This is a genomic window from Pseudomonas sp. LB1P83 (assembly GCF_054897885.1).
The window spans coordinates 5976846-5994661 of sequence record NZ_CM142709.1 but is presented as its reverse complement, the minus strand read 5'-3'; the positions used below and the strand labels follow the sequence as shown (position 1 = coordinate 5994661).

Here is a 17816-nt window from a genome sequence, read left to right as displayed (position 1 = left end):
TTCAACTCTCTCAAAGACGCACTTGTCCTTCATAAACGCGCACTGCCGGGCCGGTCATCATGACCGGTTGGCCAGGGCCTGCCCATTCAATGGACAGGCGCCCGCCGGGCAGGTCGATCAATAGCGGCGAATCCATCCACCCCTGGCTGATCGCAGCCACTGCGGCAGCGCAAGCGCCGGTGCCGCAGGCCTGGGTTTCCCCGGCGCCACGTTCCCAGACGCGCAACTGCGCACGGTTCCGGTCGATGACCTGGAGAAAACCGACATTGACCCGCGCCGGGAAGCGCGGGTGGTGTTCGATTTTCGGCCCCAGTTCATGCACCGGTGCGTTGTTGATGTCGCTGACCCGCAGCACCGCATGGGGGTTGCCCATGGACACGGCGGCCAGTTCGACCGTTGCACCCTCGACATCGAGCTTATAACTCAAGGCCTGTTCTGGCGCCTCGAACGGAATCTCGGCCGGCACCAGGCGCGGTGCGCCCATGTTGACACCGATCTGGCCGTCGCTGCGAATATCCAGTTCGATGATGCCGCTTTTGGTCTCGACGCGAATCTGCCGCTTGGCGGTCAGGCGCTTGTCGAGCACGAAGCGGGCGAAACAGCGCGCACCGTTGCCGCACTGCTCTACCTCGGAACCGTCGGAGTTGAAGATCCGGTAACGGAAATCCACGTCCGGGTTGCTCGGCGCTTCGACGATCAGCAACTGGTCGAAACCGATGCCAGTGTGCCGATCGCCCCATTGCTTGGCATGCTTGGGCAGGATGTGCGCGTGCTGGCTGACCAGGTCAAGGACCATGAAGTCATTGCCCAGGCCGTGCATCTTGGTAAAACGCAGCAGCATGGGATTACTCCGGCAGCAGGCTTTCGCCAGCAAACAACTCGGCTACCGTCTCACGGCGACGCACTTCAAATGCCTGATCACCGTCCACCAACACTTCAGCGGCACGGCCGCGGGTGTTGTAGTTGGAACTCATGACAAACCCATAGGCGCCAGCCGAATGCACGGCCAGCAGGTCGCCTTCTTCCAGAGCCAGTTCACGATCCTTGGCCAGGAAGTCGCCGGTCTCGCAGATCGGGCCGACGATGTCGTAGGCACGAGCCGCGGTAGCGCGAGGGCGCACGGCAGTGACGTCCATCCAGGCCTGGTACAGCGCCGGGCGGATCAAGTCGTTCATGGCCGCATCGACGATGGCGAAGTCTTTGTGTTCGGTGTGCTTGAGGTATTCGACCTGGGTCAGCAGCACGCCGGCGTTGGCGACGATGAAACGGCCCGGTTCAAACACCAGCGCCAGGTCACGACCGTCGAGACGCTCGCGCACGGCTTTGATGTAGTCGGCAGCCAATGGCGGCTCTTCATCGCGATAACGCACGCCCAAACCACCACCGAGATCGATGTGGCGCAGGTAAATGCCGCAATCGCCGAGGCGGTCGACCAGGCCCAGCAGGCGGTCGAGGGCGTCGATGAAGGGCGGCAGGGTGGTCAGTTGCGAACCGATGTGGCAATCGACACCGACCACTTCCAGGTTTGGCAGTTGTGCGGCGCGGATGTACACGTCTTCGGCGTCGGCGATGGCGATGCCGAACTTGTTCTCTTTAAGACCAGTGGAAATGTACGGGTGCGTGCCGGCATCGACGTCCGGGTTCACGCGCAGCGAGATCGGCGCGCGAACGCCCAGCTCGGCGGCGACCACTTGCAGGCGCTCCAGCTCATCGGTGGATTCGACGTTGAAGCAATGGACGCCGACTTCCAGGGCGCGACGCATGTCGTCACGGGTCTTGCCGACACCGGAGAACACAATCTTGTCGGCGCTGCCGCCAGCGGCCAGTACGCGTTCTAGCTCGCCACGGGAAACGATGTCAAAACCGGCGCCCAAACGCGCCAGGACATTCAGTACACCCAGGTTGGAGTTGGCCTTGACCGCAAAGCAGACCAGGTGCGGCATGCCGGCCAGCGCATCGGCATAAGCCAGGTACTGGGCTTCGATGTGGGCGCGGGAGTAGACGTAAGTCGGTGTGCCAAAGCGCTCGGCGATGGCGGACAGGGCAACCCCTTCCGCGAACAGCTCGCCGTCACGGTAGTTAAAAGCGTCCATGGCGTTCCCTTATTGGTAGACGTCGTGCTTGTGTGCTTTGGAAGCAGGCTGTTTTTGCGACGACTTGGCCTGCTCGGCAGGGTCCTGGGAATCGTCGGGCAGGTACAGCGGGCCTTTTTGACCACAGGCCGACACAAGGCAGGCAACCGCTAGGAGCGCGGCAAGGGAAGAGATCAGGCGCTTCATGGCGAAATCCTTGAAAATGCGTTAATTGCGCCGGAGTATACCGGCCACCCGGCAGCTTGCCTATGCGACGGGGGTCCCGTCCGGCGGGGCTTGTGGTGAGGGGATTTATTCCCGTTCGGCTGCGCAGCAGTCGCAAGCACTCCCGTTTAACCTTGAACTGCTGGGGCTGCTTCGCAACCCAACGGGGCGGTGCGACGTTTCGCTAAATCCCCTCGCCACACAAGCCCGCTCCCACATGTACAGCGTTTGATGTACCTATATCGACGCTTGATCGTTATCCTTTGCAATCACCGGGGCTCGCCCGTATCTTGCGGCGCTTGAGCGTGAACAGACACTTTTTGAGGTTGCCGTAATGAGTTTGACCGAAGCCCGTTTCCACGATCTGGTCGATGCCACCCAGCAATCGCTGGAGGATATTTTCGATGAGAGCGATCTGGATGTTGATCTGGAGAGCTCGGCCGGTGTGCTCACCGTCAAGTTCGAAAACGGCAGCCAGTTGATCTTCAGCCGCCAGGAACCGTTGCGTCAGCTGTGGCTCGCGGCCGTGTCCGGTGGTTTCCACTTCGATTACGACACAGAAAGCGAGCGCTGGATGTGCGACAAGAGCGAAGAGCAGCTGGGTGAAATGCTTGAGCGCATCGTCAAGCAGCAGGCCGACGTCGATCTCGACTTCGAAGGTCTGTGAGATTGTGACGTCGCCTGCACCCGTTCGCCCACCCAAGCCGCTCTACAGCAACGTCAGCCCGGCGGTGCCGTCGCCGTGCAGCGGTGTGTGCCGACTGGACGAGCAGAAGGTCTGCCTGGGGTGTTTTCGCCATGTCGAAGACATCCGAGAATGGCGTTCGGCCGATGATGATCGCCGTCGTGTCATCTGCGCCGAGGCGACCCAGCGCAAAACCACCAACTGAAGCTTCACGCGACCTGTAGCAGCTGGCGAAGCCTGCGTTCGGCTGCGCAGCAGTCGTAAAACCTGAGTGCTCGGTATTCCTGATACACCTTATCGCCTGATCTAACGACTGCTGCGCAGCCGGACGCAGGCTTCGCCAGCTGCTACAAAGGGGCTTGGTCGGGCCTGACTTGTATATTTATTGAGCTGTGATAGTGTCCAGAAACGCCTCAACCCATCGAGGCTCGTGAAAACCCCGCCTTTTTCTGGCGGGGTTTTGCTTTTTCTGTGCAGAAGAAAGGAGTCTGCCTCTATCATGACCGCACCTTCCATCACCCTTACCCGTCTGGACGTGCAACGTCTGGAACGCCTGATCGACAGCCTGGATGACACGCTGCCGGGCGTTATCGCGCTGCAAACCGAACTGGATCGCGCCGATACCCTGGTCGGTCACGGAGACGTGCCTGCCGATGTCGTGACCATGAACTCCCGGGTGCATTGCCGTGAAGAAATCAGCGGCAAGGACTACCACCTGACATTGGTTTACCCGAAAGATGCCAATGCCGACGAAGGCAAGATATCGATTCTGGCGCCAGTCGGCAGCGCACTGCTTGGCCTCAAGGTTGGCCAGCACATCGACTGGCCGGCACCGGGTGGCAAGACGTTGAAACTGACCCTGCTGGAAGTTGAATCGCAACCGGCCGAGGGCGGCCACTTTCCGGAATAACCCCCCTCAGACCTGCTCGAGCGCCTCATTCAATGCGCGCTCCAGGTCGGCCTTGTAGCGCAAGTACAGATTGCTTGAACTCTGACCATCACCGAGCAGGCCCGACAAATCCAGGTCGGTGATGTAGCAGCGATAGCGCTCGGTTTCACGGCGCTGCTCGACGATCTCCTGGGCGACCACGCTGAACAATTGGTCGCCATGTTCCAGCTCTGAAAACTCCCGCTGATTGCAATACAACGTGACCTGCACCTGCCCTGGCGCGGCTTTGCCGATGATCGCCTGCACGTCGTAGAACGGTTTGTTGATCGGGGTTTGCGGCGCCGGCCGGGCTTCGACCCGACGCGCCCGACCGGGACCTGACGGCAATAGCTGGTAATACAACGTTTCCAGGTTCAGTGGCTGAACGGTGTTCATCGGCAGCAAGGCGTCGCGTCGGTACTGGATCGATTGCAGGAATCGTTGCAGCGGCACCAGCAGGCTTTGCTCGTCGTGATACGGCAAACGCTGTTGCCACAGGGCATTGAACTCATCCAGGACGTACAGATCAGCCTGCTGCTCGTTGATTCGGTAAAACACCTGAATGCATTCGGGCTGGCCCATGGGCAGGAGCAGCGCCAGGTCGTGGTCTTCCAGTGCCATCGGGTCCAGGTGCAGCGGGCTGTAACTCGCCAGCTCTTCACCGAGGTAATCGAACAGCGCTGGCAACGTGGCGAGGGCAACGTGATTGACGTGGCCGGGCACCAGTTCCAGAACGTGATAATGCTGCTGGACCTGAATCAGGTAACGATGATTGAGCTGGCTCAGCAGCAGATTCTGCGCGGTATCGAGGACTTCTTCGACCCGCCGGGCGATGAATTGCGCACGGTTGTGGCAGAAACAGCGAACCCGCAGCTTGGGCTGTAGGGCCCCGCTCGGCAGGTTATTGAGGTGATCGCGCAGGCAGTCGAGCAGGGCGTGAGGGCCGTCGTAGCGGTTGACCAGTACTTCGTTCCAGCTGTTGAGCGTGACCTGGTCCAGGGTCAGTACCAGATTCTCGCGGACTCCGGCATAGCTCAGGGAGTCGGTGCGTTCGGTGGTCATCAGGATATTCAGGTCGCGATGGTGCTTGAGCGGGTCGACGCCGACGTTCACCAGAATCAGCACTTCGCTCGGCACGCTTGCGCGCAGCAACGGCTCTTCGGCGACGGTCGCCAACGGCAGGGCGATGCTTTGTTGCAGGCTGCCGAGCAGGTTGAACAGTTCAAATTCGCTCAAGTCGCTGGTGCCGGGGTGCAAGGCGAGGCGGGTGCTGCTGTCGATCACGCCGTTGCGGTGGCACCAGGTCAGCAGTTCCAGCAATTGGCGGCTGCGTTTGATCGGCGCGAAATGTTCCCACTCGTGGGCGGTCAGGCTGCCGTTATACAAGCCCCACTGGGTTTGCCCGGGTTCTTTCTTGTTGGGCGCCTGCACCAAGGTCAGGGTGTCTTCGGCCAGGTCCGGGGCGATGCCGGGGTTGATGAACTCGACTTTGTCCGCTTTGCGCTCAAAGGCGGCATACAGCCGGCGACCCAGCACGTTGAGGTCGCGTTTGTTGATCAGGCTGACGGTTTGCTCATTGCGGGCGAACTGGGTCAGGAAGCGGTAGCTGTAGTTGAGCTCGTTGACCAAGGCCCGGCGTTCGGTGCTGACCTGGCGGACTTTCCATTGGCTGCGGCTGTCGAGCAGCGCCAGTTGCCGCTGATCCCAATTCCATTCATGCGCCAATCGCTCAAGCAGTGAGCGCTGCCAGCTCTGGGTGCGACTGCTGCCGGTGAGCTTGCGGTTGACCTTCAGGTACAACGCGCGGCGCACCAGCTCCAGGCGCTCCGGCTCGCCACGCGCGGTGAGGTATTCCTCGATGCGTCGGTAAACGACGATGTAGGGGTCGAGCTCGTCGAGGTCCAGTTGATTGGCGAATACCGCCTGTTTGAAACGCAGGCTCAGGCAGTGAACCTTCGGGTGTTCGCTGGCGTAAACCTCGATCAGCAGAAGTTTGAGCACTGACTTGTAGGGCGACTCGATGCCCTTGAACAACTGCCAGAGCCCGGCACCGATGAATTCGCCTGGCGGGATATAGGCCAGATGTCCCAGGTCCAGCGCCTCGTCAGCACGGATGAAACGCTTGGACAGCAGCGTGTGGGTGTAACGGTCGTAGGCGGCTTCTTCGTAAACCGGCACCAGCCACCAGATCGGTGTGCGACCGGCCAGCCAGATCGCGGTGCGGTAGAACTCATCCAGCAGCAGGTAGTGCTGGGTCGTGCCGCAGTCATCCGAACTCAATTGCGTATCGCGCTCGCCGAGTACGAAGCGGGCCGGGTCGATCAGAAAGAAATGCGCCTCGGCGCCTTGGCTGGCGGCCCAGACCTCAAGCAACTGGCACTTTTTACGCAGCTCGGCGAGTTCGGTCTCGCTCAAGTCCGGCCTGTGACACACCCACACGTCCATGTCGCTTTGATCGGCCTGGGCCAGGGTGCCGAGGCTGCCCATCAGGAACAGCCCGTGAATCGGTCGCGGCGGGTTGCTGCCGTGGCGCGGCTTATAGGAGAACGATCGGGTCAGGCGCTGGGCTTCAGCGAGGGCGTTGGCGTCAGGCTCGAAATTCGACAGCCCGGCCGGCGTGCTGCCCGACACATAGCCCGGCAATAGCGGGTGATTAACGTGGAAAAACAGCGGCAGAAGCGTCAGCACCGTTTGCTGGCGGGTCGACAGCCCTTCCATGGCACGGGCCATGCGGCCTTCGTTGAGCTTCAGAAAACGTGCGCGCAGCTGGCTGAGAACCTTGCGGTCGATTCCCTCGTCCAGATCGGGGCGGATTTCATGGGTGCGGGTCATGTCAGCTCAAACCGGCTCGCGAGGCTCGGACGTGGGTGTCTGCGGATGAGGGGGAGTCTAGCGCCTCGGGCCCGGGACTTTTAAGCTGATTTTGTATTTTTGACGTCAGGATTCTATCGCGTGGCGACCGCAGGTCACGAAGTTTGCCCGCGGAAATCCCGTAGCAGGGGTTTCCGTGGGCTATGCGGTAATACTCAGGCTGTTTCCTGGACGCTCAGAATCGTCAGAACGGTTTGTACATTTTGCGCGGCGTCACGACCCAGACTGGTCAGATAACCACCATCAGGCTGATCGATCAGTTCTTTTTCGTACAGGCGTCGAGCGGCAGCAATGGCTTTCGGGGCAGCGGTCTGATGAATTTTCAAACCTTCCTGGGAACTGTCCAGGTTGAAGAGGGCGAGGATTTCCAGTTCGGCAACCAACTCAGGGGTAAGCGACATAAGGACTCCAGACTTTCTAGGAATTGGACGACAGCGCCCCTAAGGTGAGCCCACTTGTGCGGCATGTCCAGTGCCTGCATCAGGGTTTTTTCGCCTCGGGAAGCATTCCCCGGTGGGTGGTGCGGCAGCGGGGTGCGTAGGAGCGAGGCTTGCCCGCGAAGAACGATGACACGGTTTGTCTGGAAAAACCTCAGTGCACCCTTCGCGGGCAAGCCTCGCGCCTACGGAATCGGGTTTACTTCTTTTCCGGCGGCAATTCCGGTAGGGCACGCAACGCAGTTTCGTACCATTCGGTATTGAACGCGCGGTCTTCTTCGAGGATCGCGTCGATTTCCACCGCCAACACGTGAGCCATCAGATTGAGGATTTCTTCACGCTCGTAACCCACCAGGGTCAGCTTGTTGAAAGTTGCCTTGGCCGCTGGCGGGTTGTCGCTTTCGATCTGGTTTTCGATGGCTTCGATCAGGGTGGTTTCGGTGAATTCTTCTTCGTCGCTATCGATGTCGGTTGGCTCGCTCATGGCAGGCTCCTCAAGTTTAAGGCGGCCAGTTTACCTGCATTCAGCGCTGTGATGCTGCTGGCAGAAATCGCCTCGGCGTTCTATAAACAGGCACTGCCAACCCCGCACGGCCTGGAGGCTATGTGATGCTCAAGCTTTATGGATTCTCCGTCAGTAACTACTACAACATGGTCAAGCTGGCGCTGCTGGAGAAGGGCGTGCCGTTTGAAGAAGTACCGTTTTACGCGGGCACGAGCCCGGAAGCGTTGGCCATCAGTCCACGCGGCAAGGTGCCGGTGTTGCGCACCGAGCAGGGCTTCATCAACGAAACTGCGGTGATTCTCGAGTACATCGAGCAAAGCCAGAAAGGCACGCCACTGTTGCCGAGCGATCCTTTCGAACGCGCCCAGGTGCTGGCGCTGGCAAAGGAAATCGAGCTGTACATCGAACTGCCTGGGCGCGCGTGCTACGCCGAGGCGTTTTTCGGCATGCAGGTGCCGGAGGCGATCAAGGACAAGACCAAGGCTGAGTTGCTGGCGGGTTTTGCGGCGTTGGGCCGGCATGGCAAGTTTGCCCCTTATGTGGCGGGCGACAGTCTGAGCATTGCGGATTTGTATTTCCTGTACAGCGTGCCGCTGGCCTGTGCGGTGGCGCAGAAGCTGTTCGATCTGGACTTGCTGGCTGAGATGCCGGCGGCCAAGGCGCTGTTGAAGCGTCTGGAGCAGAACCCGAACGTGCAGCGGATTGCGGCGGACAAGGACGCGGCGATGCCGGCGTTTATGGCGATGGTCGCGTCCAAGAAGTAGGTTTTGTAGCGCTCTGAAGTCAGTCTTCGCGGGCAAGTCGGATCGCCGCACCGCTCGCTCCTACAGAATTTGTGTCGTTCGAATTGCAGGACGAAACATAACCTGTAGGAGCGAGCGGTGCGGCGATCCGACTTGCCCGCGAAGCTTTTGACTTAGCGGCTGGCGAGCAGTGCCTGGCCGCGAGCCACAGCCTTCTTGACCTGCGCCGGTGCAGTCCCGCCGATATGGTCGCGGGCGTTCACCGAGCCTTCCAGGGTCAGCACGGCAAACACGTCCTGATCGATCTGGTCGCTGAATTTGCGCAGCTCTTCCAGGCTCATTTCCGCGAGGTCTTTACCGCTTTCCACACCGTACTTCACGGCATGGCCGACGATCTCGTGGCAATCACGGAACGGCAGGCCACGACGTACCAGGTAGTCGGCCAGGTCGGTCGCGGTGGAGAAACCACGCAGCGCCGCTTCGCGCATCATCGCGTGCTTGGGCTTGATCGCCGGGATCATGTCGGCAAAAGCCCGCAGCGAGTCGCGCAAGGTGTCGGCGGCATCGAACAGCGGCTCCTTGTCTTCCTGGTTATCCTTGTTGTAGGCCAGTGGCTGGCCTTTCATCAGGGTCAGCAGGCCCATCAGTGCGCCGAAGACGCGGCCGGTCTTGCCGCGCACCAGCTCTGGCACGTCCGGGTTTTTCTTTTGCGGCATGATCGAGCTGCCGGTGCAGAAGCGGTCCGGCAGATCGATGAACTGGAACTGCGCGCTGGTCCACAGCACCAGCTCTTCGGAGAAGCGCGACAAGTGCATCATCGCGATGCTCGCGGCCGAGCAGAATTCAATGGCGAAGTCGCGATCGGACACGTTGTCCAGCGAGTTGCCGCCAACCGCGTCGAAGCCCAGCAGCTGGGCGGTGAATTCGCGGTCGATCGGGTAAGTGGTGCCGGCCAGCGCGGCGCTGCCCAAGGGCATGCGGTTGGTGCGCTTGCGGCAGTCCACCAGACGCTCGTAGTCGCGGCTGAGCATTTCGAACCAGGCCAGCATGTGGTGCCCGAAGGTCACCGGCTGTGCGGTTTGCAGGTGGGTGAAGCCCGGCATGATGCTGCCGGCCTCGCGCTCGGCCTGCTCCAGCAAGCCTTTTTGCAGGCGGGTGATTTCTGCCAGGATCAGGTCGATCTCGTCACGCAGCCACAGGCGGATGTCGGTGGCGACCTGGTCATTACGGCTGCGGCCGGTGTGCAGCTTTTTACCGGTCACGCCGATGCGGTCGGTCAGGCGCGCCTCGATGTTCATGTGCACGTCTTCGAGGTCGATGCGCCAATCGAACTGGCCGGCCTCGATTTCACCCTGGATGGTCTTCAGGCCATCAGTGATGCTATCGCGCTCGGCGTCGGTCAGCACGCCGACCTTGGCCAGCATGGTGGCGTGGGCGATCGAGCCCATGATGTCGTGGCGATACAGGCGCTGGTCGAAAGTGACGGAGGCGGTGAAGCGGGCGACGAAGGCGTCGACGGGTTCACTGAAGCGGCCGCCCCAGGACTGATTGGTCTTGTCAGTGCTCATGAATTCGCTCGTGTCGGCTGGAGAAAAAATGACGGTGGAAGCTGTCGCGGATAATAACAGGGTTGCCAATCCTGTCGTTGACGCTGGTCGACAGGTTTTTTTTCCGGGGCGCGGTCCATACTCAGGACATGACTTGTGGGAAATTGCGCAACGATATTTTTCAATTCAGCAATATCGTCCCGGCAACCGTCTACAGTTGGACAATAGGATCAGCGCACTTCCCGGCGCTGCGGCTGACTATAAGAAGAGGGGGTGTTCATATTGTGTATCGGCAAACCCTACGGCGATACCTCGCTTACGCGGGCCAGAGCCTCCAATCACTCGGTAGATGAAAATTTAGCCGCCGGTCTCGCGGCACTTTTTGGCCCTCGCGCTAGTCTTAGCGTGGATCGCGGTGACGGACGTCACTTCACTTGTCTACGCTATCCTTGTGCGAGACTCACGCAGGAATCCAGCGCAATATGAATGTCCTGATCGTTGATGACGAACCCCTAGCCCGCGAGCGCCTGAGCCGAATGGTCGGCGAACTCGAGGGATACAGTGTCCTGGAGCCCAGCGCCACGAACGGCGAAGAAGCGTTGGCACTGATCGACAGCCACAAGCCGGATATCGTGTTACTCGATATCCGCATGCCGGGCCTTGATGGCCTGCAAGTGGCTGCACGGTTATGCGAACGCGAAACCCCGCCTGCCGTGGTGTTTTGCACAGGGCCCGATGAATTTGCCGTGGAAGCCTTACAGGCCAGCGCCGTAGGCTATCTGGTGAAACCTGTGCGTACAGAACAATTGCATGAATCGTTGAAAAAAGCCGAGCGGCCCAATCGCCTCCAACTCGCCGCCCTGACCCGCCCGGCTGCCGAAAGCGGTAGCGGCCCACGAAGCCACATCAGTGCCCGAACCCGTAAAGGCATTGAGCTGATCCCATTGGGTCAGGTGGTCTACTTCATTGCTGACCATAAATACGTGACCTTGCGCCACGAAGGCGGCGAAGTGCTGCTGGATGAGCCGCTCAAGGCCTTGGAAGATGAGTTCGGCGATCGTTTCGTGCGCATCCACCGCAACGCTCTGGTCGCCCGGGAACGTATTGAACGCCTGCAGCGCACGCCGCTGGGGCATTTTCAGCTATTCCTCAAAGGCCTCAATGGCGACGCCCTGATCGTCAGCCGTCGTCACGTGGCCGGCGTGCGCAAAATGATGCAGCAGCTTTAATTCGCTGATTACAGGCGAACTTCATACCCGTTTGCTGGACGTCCGAGGCCAGGGAGGCCGCGCAGTTTCTGATACAAGTCAAAGTGGATTTGGCTGAGCTGTTATTATCCGCCGTATCTATTCAGTACGGATTGATCCATGTCCTCTCGCGAAATCCGCATCGCCACCCGCAAAAGTGCTCTCGCCCTGTGGCAGGCCGAATACGTCAAGACCCGTCTGGAAGAGGCCCACCCGGGTCTGCTCGTGACGCTGGTGCCCATGGTCAGTCGTGGCGACAAGCTGCTCGACTCGCCGCTGTCGAAAATCGGTGGCAAGGGCCTGTTCGTCAAGGAACTGGAAACCGCGCTGCTGGAAAACGAAGCCGACATCGCTGTGCACTCCATGAAAGACGTGCCGATGGACTTCCCCGAAGGCCTCGGTCTGTTTTGCATCTGCGAGCGCGAAGACCCGCGTGATGCCTTTGTTTCCAATACCTACGCCAGCCTGGATGAGTTGCCGCAAGGCAGCATCGTCGGCACTTCCAGCCTGCGCCGTCAGGCTCAGTTGCTGACCCGCCGCCCGGACCTCGAAATCCGCTTCCTGCGCGGCAACGTCAATACGCGCCTGGCCAAGCTCGATGCCGGCGAATACGACGCCATCATCCTCGCAGCGGCCGGCCTGATTCGCCTGGGCTTTGAAGATCGCATCACCTCGGCGATCAGCGTCGACGACAGTCTGCCGGCCGGTGGCCAGGGCGCGGTCGGCATCGAATGCCGCAGCGCTGACAGTGAAATTCACGCGTTGCTGACGCCATTGCATCACCAGGACACCGCCACCCGCGTGACCGCGGAACGATCCCTCAACAAACATCTGAATGGCGGCTGCCAAGTGCCGATCGCCTGCTACGCCGTGCTTGAAGGCGAGCAGATCTGGTTGCGGGGTCTGGTGGGCGATCCGAGCGGCGGTCTGCTGCTGAGCGCCGAGGCCCGCGCACCACGTGGCGATGCAGAAGCCTTGGGCGTGCAAGTGGCTGAAGACCTGCTGAGTCAAGGCGCCGACGACATTCTGAAGGCAGTCTATGGCGAGGCAGGTCACGAGTGACCGGCTGGCGCCTGCTGCTGACGCGCCCTGCGGATGAGTCGGCGGCGCTGACCAGCATTTTGTCGCAAGTGGGGATATTCAGCAGCAGCTTGCCGCTTCTAGAGATCGAGCCGATCCCTGCCTCTGACACAATGCGCGAGGTGATTCAGGGGCTGGATCGTTACTGTGCGGTGATCGTGGTCAGTAAACCGGCCGCCAGAATCGGCGTTGACCTGCTCAATCAGTATTGGCCACAGCCACCGGCCCCACGCTGGTTCAGTGTGGGCGCGGCGACTGCGCAGATTCTCGCGGAAAACGGGCTGGACGTGAGTTTCCCCGCCGAGGGCGATGACAGCGAAGCCTTGCTTGAGCTTCCCTCGTTGCGCGACGCTGTTGCCCGGCCCGATCCGCGGGTGCTGATCTTGCGCGGGGAGGGCGGGCGCGAGTTGCTGGCTGAGCGTTTGCGCGAGCTTGGTGCTAGTGTCGAGTATCTGGAGCTGTACCGTCGCGGTCTGCCTCAATACCCGTCGACGGTGCTGCCTGACCGGATCGTAGCGGAACGCTTGAACGGGCTGGTGGTCAGCAGTGGACAGGGTTTTGAGCACCTGCGCCAATTGGCGGGCGATGCCTGGCCTGCGCTTGCGCAGTTGCCGTTGTTTGTTCCAAGCCCCAGGGTCGCCGAGCTGGCATGTGCCGCCGGGGCCCAAACAGTTGTGGATTGTCGTGGCGCCAGTGCCGCGGCTTTGCTGACGGCGTTACGGGAGCATCCCGAACCCGTTCTCTAATGCAAAGGATGGATACGTGAGCGAAACAGCCTTGCCGAAAGATGACGTGCTGCCGGTGCTTGAAGCGCCGGTTGAAACTCCACCCGCTGTTGAAGTGCAGCGTCGAGGTAATGGGCTGGCAATCGTCGCGCTGCTGCTGGGCGCCGCCGGCGTTGTCGTCGGCGGTTGGGGTGTCTGGCAGGTGCGTCACCTGCAAGCCACTAACCAGCAGCAGTTGAGCCAGGTCCAGGCGTTGAGCGATCAGGCGCAAAGTCTGAAGCTTAACGAACAGCGCTTGAGCGCGCGCCTTGAGCAAATGCCGGCGGCCGAAGAGCTGGACGCTCGCAGCCGTCTGGTGACGCAGTTGCAAGGCGATCAGCAACGTTTGAATCAGCGTCTGGAAACCGTTCTTGGTGCGAGCCGCAAGGACTGGCGTCTGGCTGAAGCCGAGCACTTGTTGCGTCTGGCCAGCCTGCGTCTTTCTGCGTTGCAGGACATCAGCAGTGCTCAGGCCCTGGTGCAGGGCGCCGATGAAATTCTGCGTGAACAGAACGATCCGGGGTCCTACGCCGCTCGCGAGCAAGTGGCCAAAACCCTGGTGGCACTGCGTAGCACTGCACAGCCGGATCGCACCGGGTTGTTCCTGCGTCTGGGCGCGTTGCGCGATCAGGTCATCGACCTCACCGAACTGGCGCCCGAGTACAAGGACCGTGGGGAATCGTTGCTGGGCCTGACGGCCGACGGCGACGGTGCCAGTCGTTGGGCACAATGGTGGGATCAGATTTCGCGCTACATCCGCATCGATTTCAACGCGGACAAGAATGTTCGCCCATTGCTGGCCGGGCAGAGCCTGAGTCAGGTGCGCCTGGCGCTGAGCCTGGCGCTGGAGCAGGCTCAATGGGCCGCGCTCAATGGTCAGGCAGCGGTTTATACCCAGGCGCTGGCGGAGGCGCGGGATGTACTGACGGGCAATTTCAACCAGGACAACCCTCAGAGCAAAGTCATGCTTGAACAGGTGGGCGAGTTGAGCAAGCAGCCGGTCACCGTGGTCACGCCGGACCTGACCGGCACACTGAGTGCGGTTCAGGGGTATCTGGAGCGGCGTAACGTCAACGCCGAAGACTCGATCAAACCGATGGCAAAACCGGCCACGAACACTGCGCAGGAGGCCACACCATGAAGCGCCTCTATGTGATCGTGTTCCTGGTCATCGCCGCAGCCGCTGCACTGGGCCTGGCGATTGCCGAGCATTCCGGTTACGTGTTGATCGCCTACAAGACCTTCCGCTATGAAGCGAGCCTGTGGGCAACTTTGGCGTTGGTCGCGGTGCTCTGGCTGGTGTTCTGGGGCATCAAGGCATTGGTCGAACTGGTAACGACTTCCAGTGGGGTGGTCAATCCGTGGTCGCGGCGCAATCGCAGCCGCCGGGTGCAAGTGGCGATCGAGCACGGTCAGCTGGATTTGGCAGAAGGTCGCTGGGCCAGTGCGCAGCGTCATCTGCATCGCGCCGCCGAAGCCGAGCGCCAGCCGCTGCTCTACTACCTCGGTGCTGCGCGCGCCGCCAATGAACAAGGTCACTACGAGGAATGCGACAACTTGCTGGAGCGCGCCCTCGAACGTCAGCCCAAGGCCGAGCTGGCGATTGCCTTGAATCACGCCCAATTGCAGAACGACCGTGGCGACACTGAAGGCGCCCTGGTGACGCTGCAAGCCATGCACGAGCGTCATCCTCATAACGTCCAGACCTTGCGCCAGTTGCAGCGCCTGCATCAGCAGCGTGGCGACTGGTCGGCAGTGATCCGCCTGCTGCCGGAGCTGCGCAAGGATAAAGTCTTGCCGCCCGCCGAGCTGGCCGATCTGGAGCGCCGTGCGTGGGGTGAAAATCTTTCCCTGGCCGCGCATCAGGAAGCGGATGGCACGGTCGGTCTGCAGTCGCTCAATCGCGCCTGGCAGCAGCTCACCTCGGCTCAGCGCCATGAACCTCAGCTGGTGCTGGCCTATGCCGAGCAGCTGCGGCAGCTGGGCGCGCAGGTCGAAGCGGAAGAGGTGCTGCGTGCGGCCCTCAAGCGCAAGTACGACAGTCACCTGGCCCGTCTCTACGGATTGGTTCGCGGTAGCGATCCGGCTCGTCAACTGCAAACGGCGGAGGGTTGGCTCAAGGATCATCCGGCCGACCCAAGCCTTCTGCTGACACTGGGCCGCTTGTGCCTGCAAAGCAGTCTGTGGGGCAAGGCGCGAGACTATCTGGAAAGCAGCTTGCGGGTGCAGCGCAATCCGGAAGCCTGCGCGGAACTGGCACGGTTGCTCGCGCAGCTCGGTGACACAGAGCGCAGTAATCAATTGTTTCAGGAAGGTCTGGGTCTGCTGGATGAGCGCCTTCTGGCGGCACCCCTGCCAGCCCCCGTTTACGCTTGACTCGCTTCTTCTGCAGCTGGCGCAGCCTGCGTCGGCCGGTCCGCGCTCGGGCGAAGCGGCCATAAAACGAGCGCCACGGATACATCAGGCAAATCGCGTTTAAATTTATGACGACTGCTCTGCAGCCGGACACAGGCCGCACCAGCGGCTAAAGGGGGCGGGAGCCGTTGTTCGACGCATGAATGTTTAGCTTTCTAGTCCCTGATCGGCATCTTCCTACAGAGGACTACATCAAGTCCTCCCGACGCTGTCGGGAATTCCCTACACTTTTGGTGAAGTGTCCGTGCTGGCCTGCCTTGAAAGGCTGGCGCGCTTTCCTCTACCGTAACCGCCTGTCTCTACTGTTACGGATAAGCCATGTTTTTGGCCTGCTCACGCTCCTTGTTTTTCATGGCTTTTGTTGCTGGTGCCCTGGCCCTGGGCGTTTCCTATTACCTGGAATATGCAATCGGCCTCAAGCCTTGCGGGTTATGCCTGTTGCAGCGAGTCTGCCTGGCGCTGTTTACCGGTACCTGTATGGTGGCTTCGGTGCATGGCCCCGGCCGCTTCGGGACTTTTCTTTATTGGCTGCTCGGTCTGTCATGCAGTCTGGCGGGCATGGTCACGGCATCGCGGCAGGTGTTGTTGCAAAGCGATCCAGCGCATCAGCTATCGACTTGCTCAGCCCATCCAGAAGCGCTGTACGAGAACTTGCCCTGGTTGTGCCAGGTGACGCGGATGTTCAAAGGGGAGGAAGATTGCGCAGAAATTTCCTGGACGCTGTTCGACCTGAGTATCCCGGAGTGGAGTTTGCTGCTCTTCGTGGCGATGTCGATTCTGGGTGTTTATCAGCTGCTGCGCGTGGTCTGGCTTGCCTGCGAGCGACCGCTCAGCGGCATGTCGTCGCACCGGGGATTGGCGGGTGATTAAACACTTGTATGAACTTTATCTCCTGCGTACCTTGAAGCCATTGTCGCGCGGGCATAATCTGGCCCGCACGTGTCATTGGAATTATGTTGCTCGATGACGCTCTGCCTGGCCGATTCTTGATTTTCAAGTCTGCGACAGGTGTAGGGCAGCATGACCCACAAGGGAAGAGAGATCACCATGCTCGAAAGTTGTCAGAATGCTCAGGAACGTTGGGGTGGAGTGCATCTGCTGATCGATCGCTGGTTGCAGGAGCGTCACGAACTGGTTCGGGCCTACGATGCTCTCGGTGCCAAGCCTGAGTCTCTGGGCGAGAACCGCAAGCCGTTGCAGGAATTCTGCGGCGTGCTGGTCGATTACGTGTCTGCCGGGCACTTCGAGATTTACGAACAGCTGACCGGCGAAGCCAAGGCATTTGGCGACACTCGCGGGCTGGAGTTGGCCGAGACGATTTACCCGCGCATCGACGTCATCACCGAGAAGCTGCTGGCGTTCAACGACCTGTGTGATGCAGGCAAGTGCGTCGCGGAGAAATTCAAGGAGCTGGGCGGGCTGTTGCACGAACGCTTCGAACTGGAAGATTGCCTGATCGAAGTGTTGCACACGGCTCACAAGGAAGAGGACTCGGTTCAGGCCTGAACCTCTTCCTGCAAGACCCTCGCCTCTAGCGAGAATCTAAAAACGGTGCGCTATGCGCGCCGTTTTTTGTTTCTGGCTTTCAGTTTTCAGCTTGTGACACCGCGCAATTCAACTTCGAATACCAGCGGCGTGAACGGGGCGATCAGGTCGCCGGCACCGTCCGCGCCATAGGCTTGAGACGATGGAATCACCAGGCGCCATTTCGCACCGACCGGCATGTTTTGCAATGCGCTGCGCCAGCCGCTGATTACGCTATCGAGACTGAACCACTGCGGCTTGCTGTTCTGATCGAACACTGTGCCGTCGGGAAGGCGTCCGATGTATAAAACTTCGACCTTGCCGTTAGGGCCAGCCTTGGCGCCCGTACCCGGTGCCAACTCAGTCAGCAAAATCCCATCCGCCAATTCACGAACACCCGGTTTGGCTTTTTCTTCGGTGAGAAAGCGCTGCTCTTTTTCCAGCGCGACTTCACTTTGCGCGAGGGCGGGTTGCTCGGCGACCTGGGCTTCGTGCTCGGCCAGAATCTGTTCGATCTGCTCGTCTTTCAATGCCAGCGGCTTGCCTTGATAGGCTTGTTGCAGACCTTCGAGCAATGGCTGGAGTTGTAGATCCGGCACCTCTTGGCGCAAGCGCTCACCCAGGCTCGCACCCAGGCTGTAAGCAAGATCGTGAGCCTCATTTGGGGTGGTTTTTTCGGCGGCCTGAGCCACGGAAAAACACACACACAACGATAAAAAAAAGTAGCGCGACATGGGCACACTCCGATCTGAGATGCGGTGGATTATGCCAGT

General features: G+C 60.4%; 19 protein-coding genes. 11 read left to right on the top strand and 8 right to left on the bottom strand.

The features are described from left to right. Positions 1 to 10 precede the first annotated feature (10 nt). The 3 genes from dapF to lptM are packed head-to-tail and all read right to left on the bottom strand — an operon-like array spanning position 11 to position 2279. Positions 11 to 841, bottom strand: coding sequence for a diaminopimelate epimerase (gene dapF / locus ACYZTY_RS27600; protein WP_461956267.1), 831 nt, complete (start codon positions 839 to 841; stop codon positions 11 to 13). Positions 842 to 845: 4 nt separating this feature from the next. Continuing rightward, positions 846 to 2093, bottom strand: coding sequence for a diaminopimelate decarboxylase (lysA, locus tag ACYZTY_RS27595; protein WP_461956266.1), 1248 nt, complete (start codon positions 2091 to 2093; stop codon positions 846 to 848). Between the two features lie 9 nt (positions 2094 to 2102). Next, the gene (lptM, locus tag ACYZTY_RS27590; RefSeq protein WP_149630712.1) at positions 2103 to 2279 is read right to left on the bottom strand and encodes an LPS translocon maturation chaperone LptM; all 177 of its coding nucleotides are present in this window, start codon (positions 2277 to 2279) and stop codon (positions 2103 to 2105) included. A 352-nt stretch (positions 2280 to 2631) separates the two neighbouring features. Here lptM and cyaY point away from each other — a divergent pair, with 352 nt between their 5' ends. The 3 genes from cyaY (at position 2632) to rnk (ending at position 3892) form a co-directional block, all read left to right on the top strand. Further along, positions 2632 to 2964, top strand: a complete 333-nt coding sequence (cyaY, locus tag ACYZTY_RS27585) for an iron donor protein CyaY (protein WP_461956265.1) — start codon at positions 2632 to 2634, stop codon at positions 2962 to 2964. Between the two features lie 4 nt (positions 2965 to 2968). Beyond that, a complete protein-coding gene (locus ACYZTY_RS27580; protein WP_461956264.1) occupies positions 2969 to 3187 on the top strand; it encodes a DUF1289 domain-containing protein in 219 nt (72 codons plus the stop codon). Positions 3188 to 3481: 294 nt separating this feature from the next. Next, positions 3482 to 3892 (top strand): nucleoside diphosphate kinase regulator, encoded by a 411-nt coding sequence (gene rnk / locus ACYZTY_RS27575; RefSeq protein ID WP_461956263.1) that lies wholly within the window; start codon positions 3482 to 3484, stop codon positions 3890 to 3892. 6 nt (positions 3893 to 3898) lie between these two features. Here the strand turns inward: rnk and ACYZTY_RS27570 are convergent, their stop codons facing one another. From ACYZTY_RS27570 to ACYZTY_RS27560, 3 genes are all read right to left on the bottom strand, one after another. Then, the gene (locus tag ACYZTY_RS27570; RefSeq protein ID WP_461956262.1) at positions 3899 to 6742 is read right to left on the bottom strand and encodes a class I adenylate cyclase; all 2844 of its coding nucleotides are present in this window, start codon (positions 6740 to 6742) and stop codon (positions 3899 to 3901) included. Between the two features lie 194 nt (positions 6743 to 6936). Continuing rightward, positions 6937 to 7182 (bottom strand): TIGR02647 family protein, encoded by a 246-nt coding sequence (locus tag ACYZTY_RS27565; protein WP_084320242.1) that lies wholly within the window; start codon positions 7180 to 7182, stop codon positions 6937 to 6939. Positions 7183 to 7417: 235 nt separating this feature from the next. Then, a complete protein-coding gene (locus ACYZTY_RS27560) occupies positions 7418 to 7702 on the bottom strand; it encodes a hypothetical protein (protein WP_010465083.1) in 285 nt (94 codons plus the stop codon). Positions 7703 to 7827: 125 nt separating this feature from the next. On the opposite strand from ACYZTY_RS27560, the gene ACYZTY_RS27555 reads away from it, so the two are divergent. Further along, positions 7828 to 8487 carry a glutathione S-transferase family protein gene (locus tag ACYZTY_RS27555; RefSeq protein ID WP_461956261.1) on the top strand — a complete coding sequence of 220 codons (660 nt, stop codon included), beginning with the start codon at positions 7828 to 7830 and terminating at the stop codon, positions 8485 to 8487. Positions 8488 to 8639: 152 nt separating this feature from the next. Here ACYZTY_RS27555 and argH read toward each other — a convergent pair whose 3' ends face one another. Then, on the bottom strand, positions 8640 to 10034 hold the full coding sequence (gene argH, locus ACYZTY_RS27550) for an argininosuccinate lyase (protein ID WP_169372532.1): 1395 nt from the start codon (positions 10032 to 10034) through the stop codon (positions 8640 to 8642). Positions 10035 to 10495: 461 nt separating this feature from the next. Here argH and ACYZTY_RS27545 point away from each other — a divergent pair, with 461 nt between their 5' ends. The 7 genes from ACYZTY_RS27545 to rsd all read left to right on the top strand — a co-directional run bounded on the left by ACYZTY_RS27545 (position 10496) and on the right by rsd (position 17025). After that, positions 10496 to 11242 (top strand): LytR/AlgR family response regulator transcription factor, encoded by a 747-nt coding sequence (locus ACYZTY_RS27545; RefSeq protein ID WP_461956260.1) that lies wholly within the window; start codon positions 10496 to 10498, stop codon positions 11240 to 11242. 138 nt (positions 11243 to 11380) lie between these two features. Further along, on the top strand, positions 11381 to 12322 hold the full coding sequence (gene hemC / locus ACYZTY_RS27540) for a hydroxymethylbilane synthase (RefSeq protein WP_461956259.1): 942 nt from the start codon (positions 11381 to 11383) through the stop codon (positions 12320 to 12322). Continuing rightward, positions 12319 to 13086, top strand: a complete 768-nt coding sequence (locus ACYZTY_RS27535) for a uroporphyrinogen-III synthase (RefSeq protein WP_461956258.1) — start codon at positions 12319 to 12321, stop codon at positions 13084 to 13086. The genes hemC and ACYZTY_RS27535 overlap by 4 nt, the downstream gene beginning before the upstream one ends. 16 nt (positions 13087 to 13102) lie before the next feature. Continuing rightward, a complete protein-coding gene (locus ACYZTY_RS27530) occupies positions 13103 to 14245 on the top strand; it encodes a uroporphyrinogen-III C-methyltransferase (protein ID WP_461956257.1) in 1143 nt (380 codons plus the stop codon). Continuing rightward, positions 14242 to 15480: a heme biosynthesis HemY N-terminal domain-containing protein gene (locus tag ACYZTY_RS27525; protein WP_461956256.1), complete on the top strand. Its 1239-nt coding sequence runs from the start codon at positions 14242 to 14244 to the stop codon at positions 15478 to 15480. The genes ACYZTY_RS27530 and ACYZTY_RS27525 overlap by 4 nt, the downstream gene beginning before the upstream one ends. Positions 15481 to 15837: 357 nt before the next feature. Continuing rightward, positions 15838 to 16389, top strand: coding sequence for a disulfide bond formation protein B (locus tag ACYZTY_RS27520; RefSeq protein ID WP_461956255.1), 552 nt, complete (start codon positions 15838 to 15840; stop codon positions 16387 to 16389). A 177-nt stretch (positions 16390 to 16566) separates the two neighbouring features. After that, a complete protein-coding gene (gene rsd, locus ACYZTY_RS27515; protein WP_131060769.1) occupies positions 16567 to 17025 on the top strand; it encodes a sigma D regulator in 459 nt (152 codons plus the stop codon). An 86-nt stretch (positions 17026 to 17111) separates the two neighbouring features. On the opposite strand, the gene ACYZTY_RS27510 is transcribed toward rsd, so the two are convergent. Further along, positions 17112 to 17777 carry an FKBP-type peptidyl-prolyl cis-trans isomerase gene (locus ACYZTY_RS27510; RefSeq protein WP_461956254.1) on the bottom strand — a complete coding sequence of 222 codons (666 nt, stop codon included), beginning with the start codon at positions 17775 to 17777 and terminating at the stop codon, positions 17112 to 17114. Between the last annotated feature and the right edge of the window lie 39 nt (positions 17778 to 17816).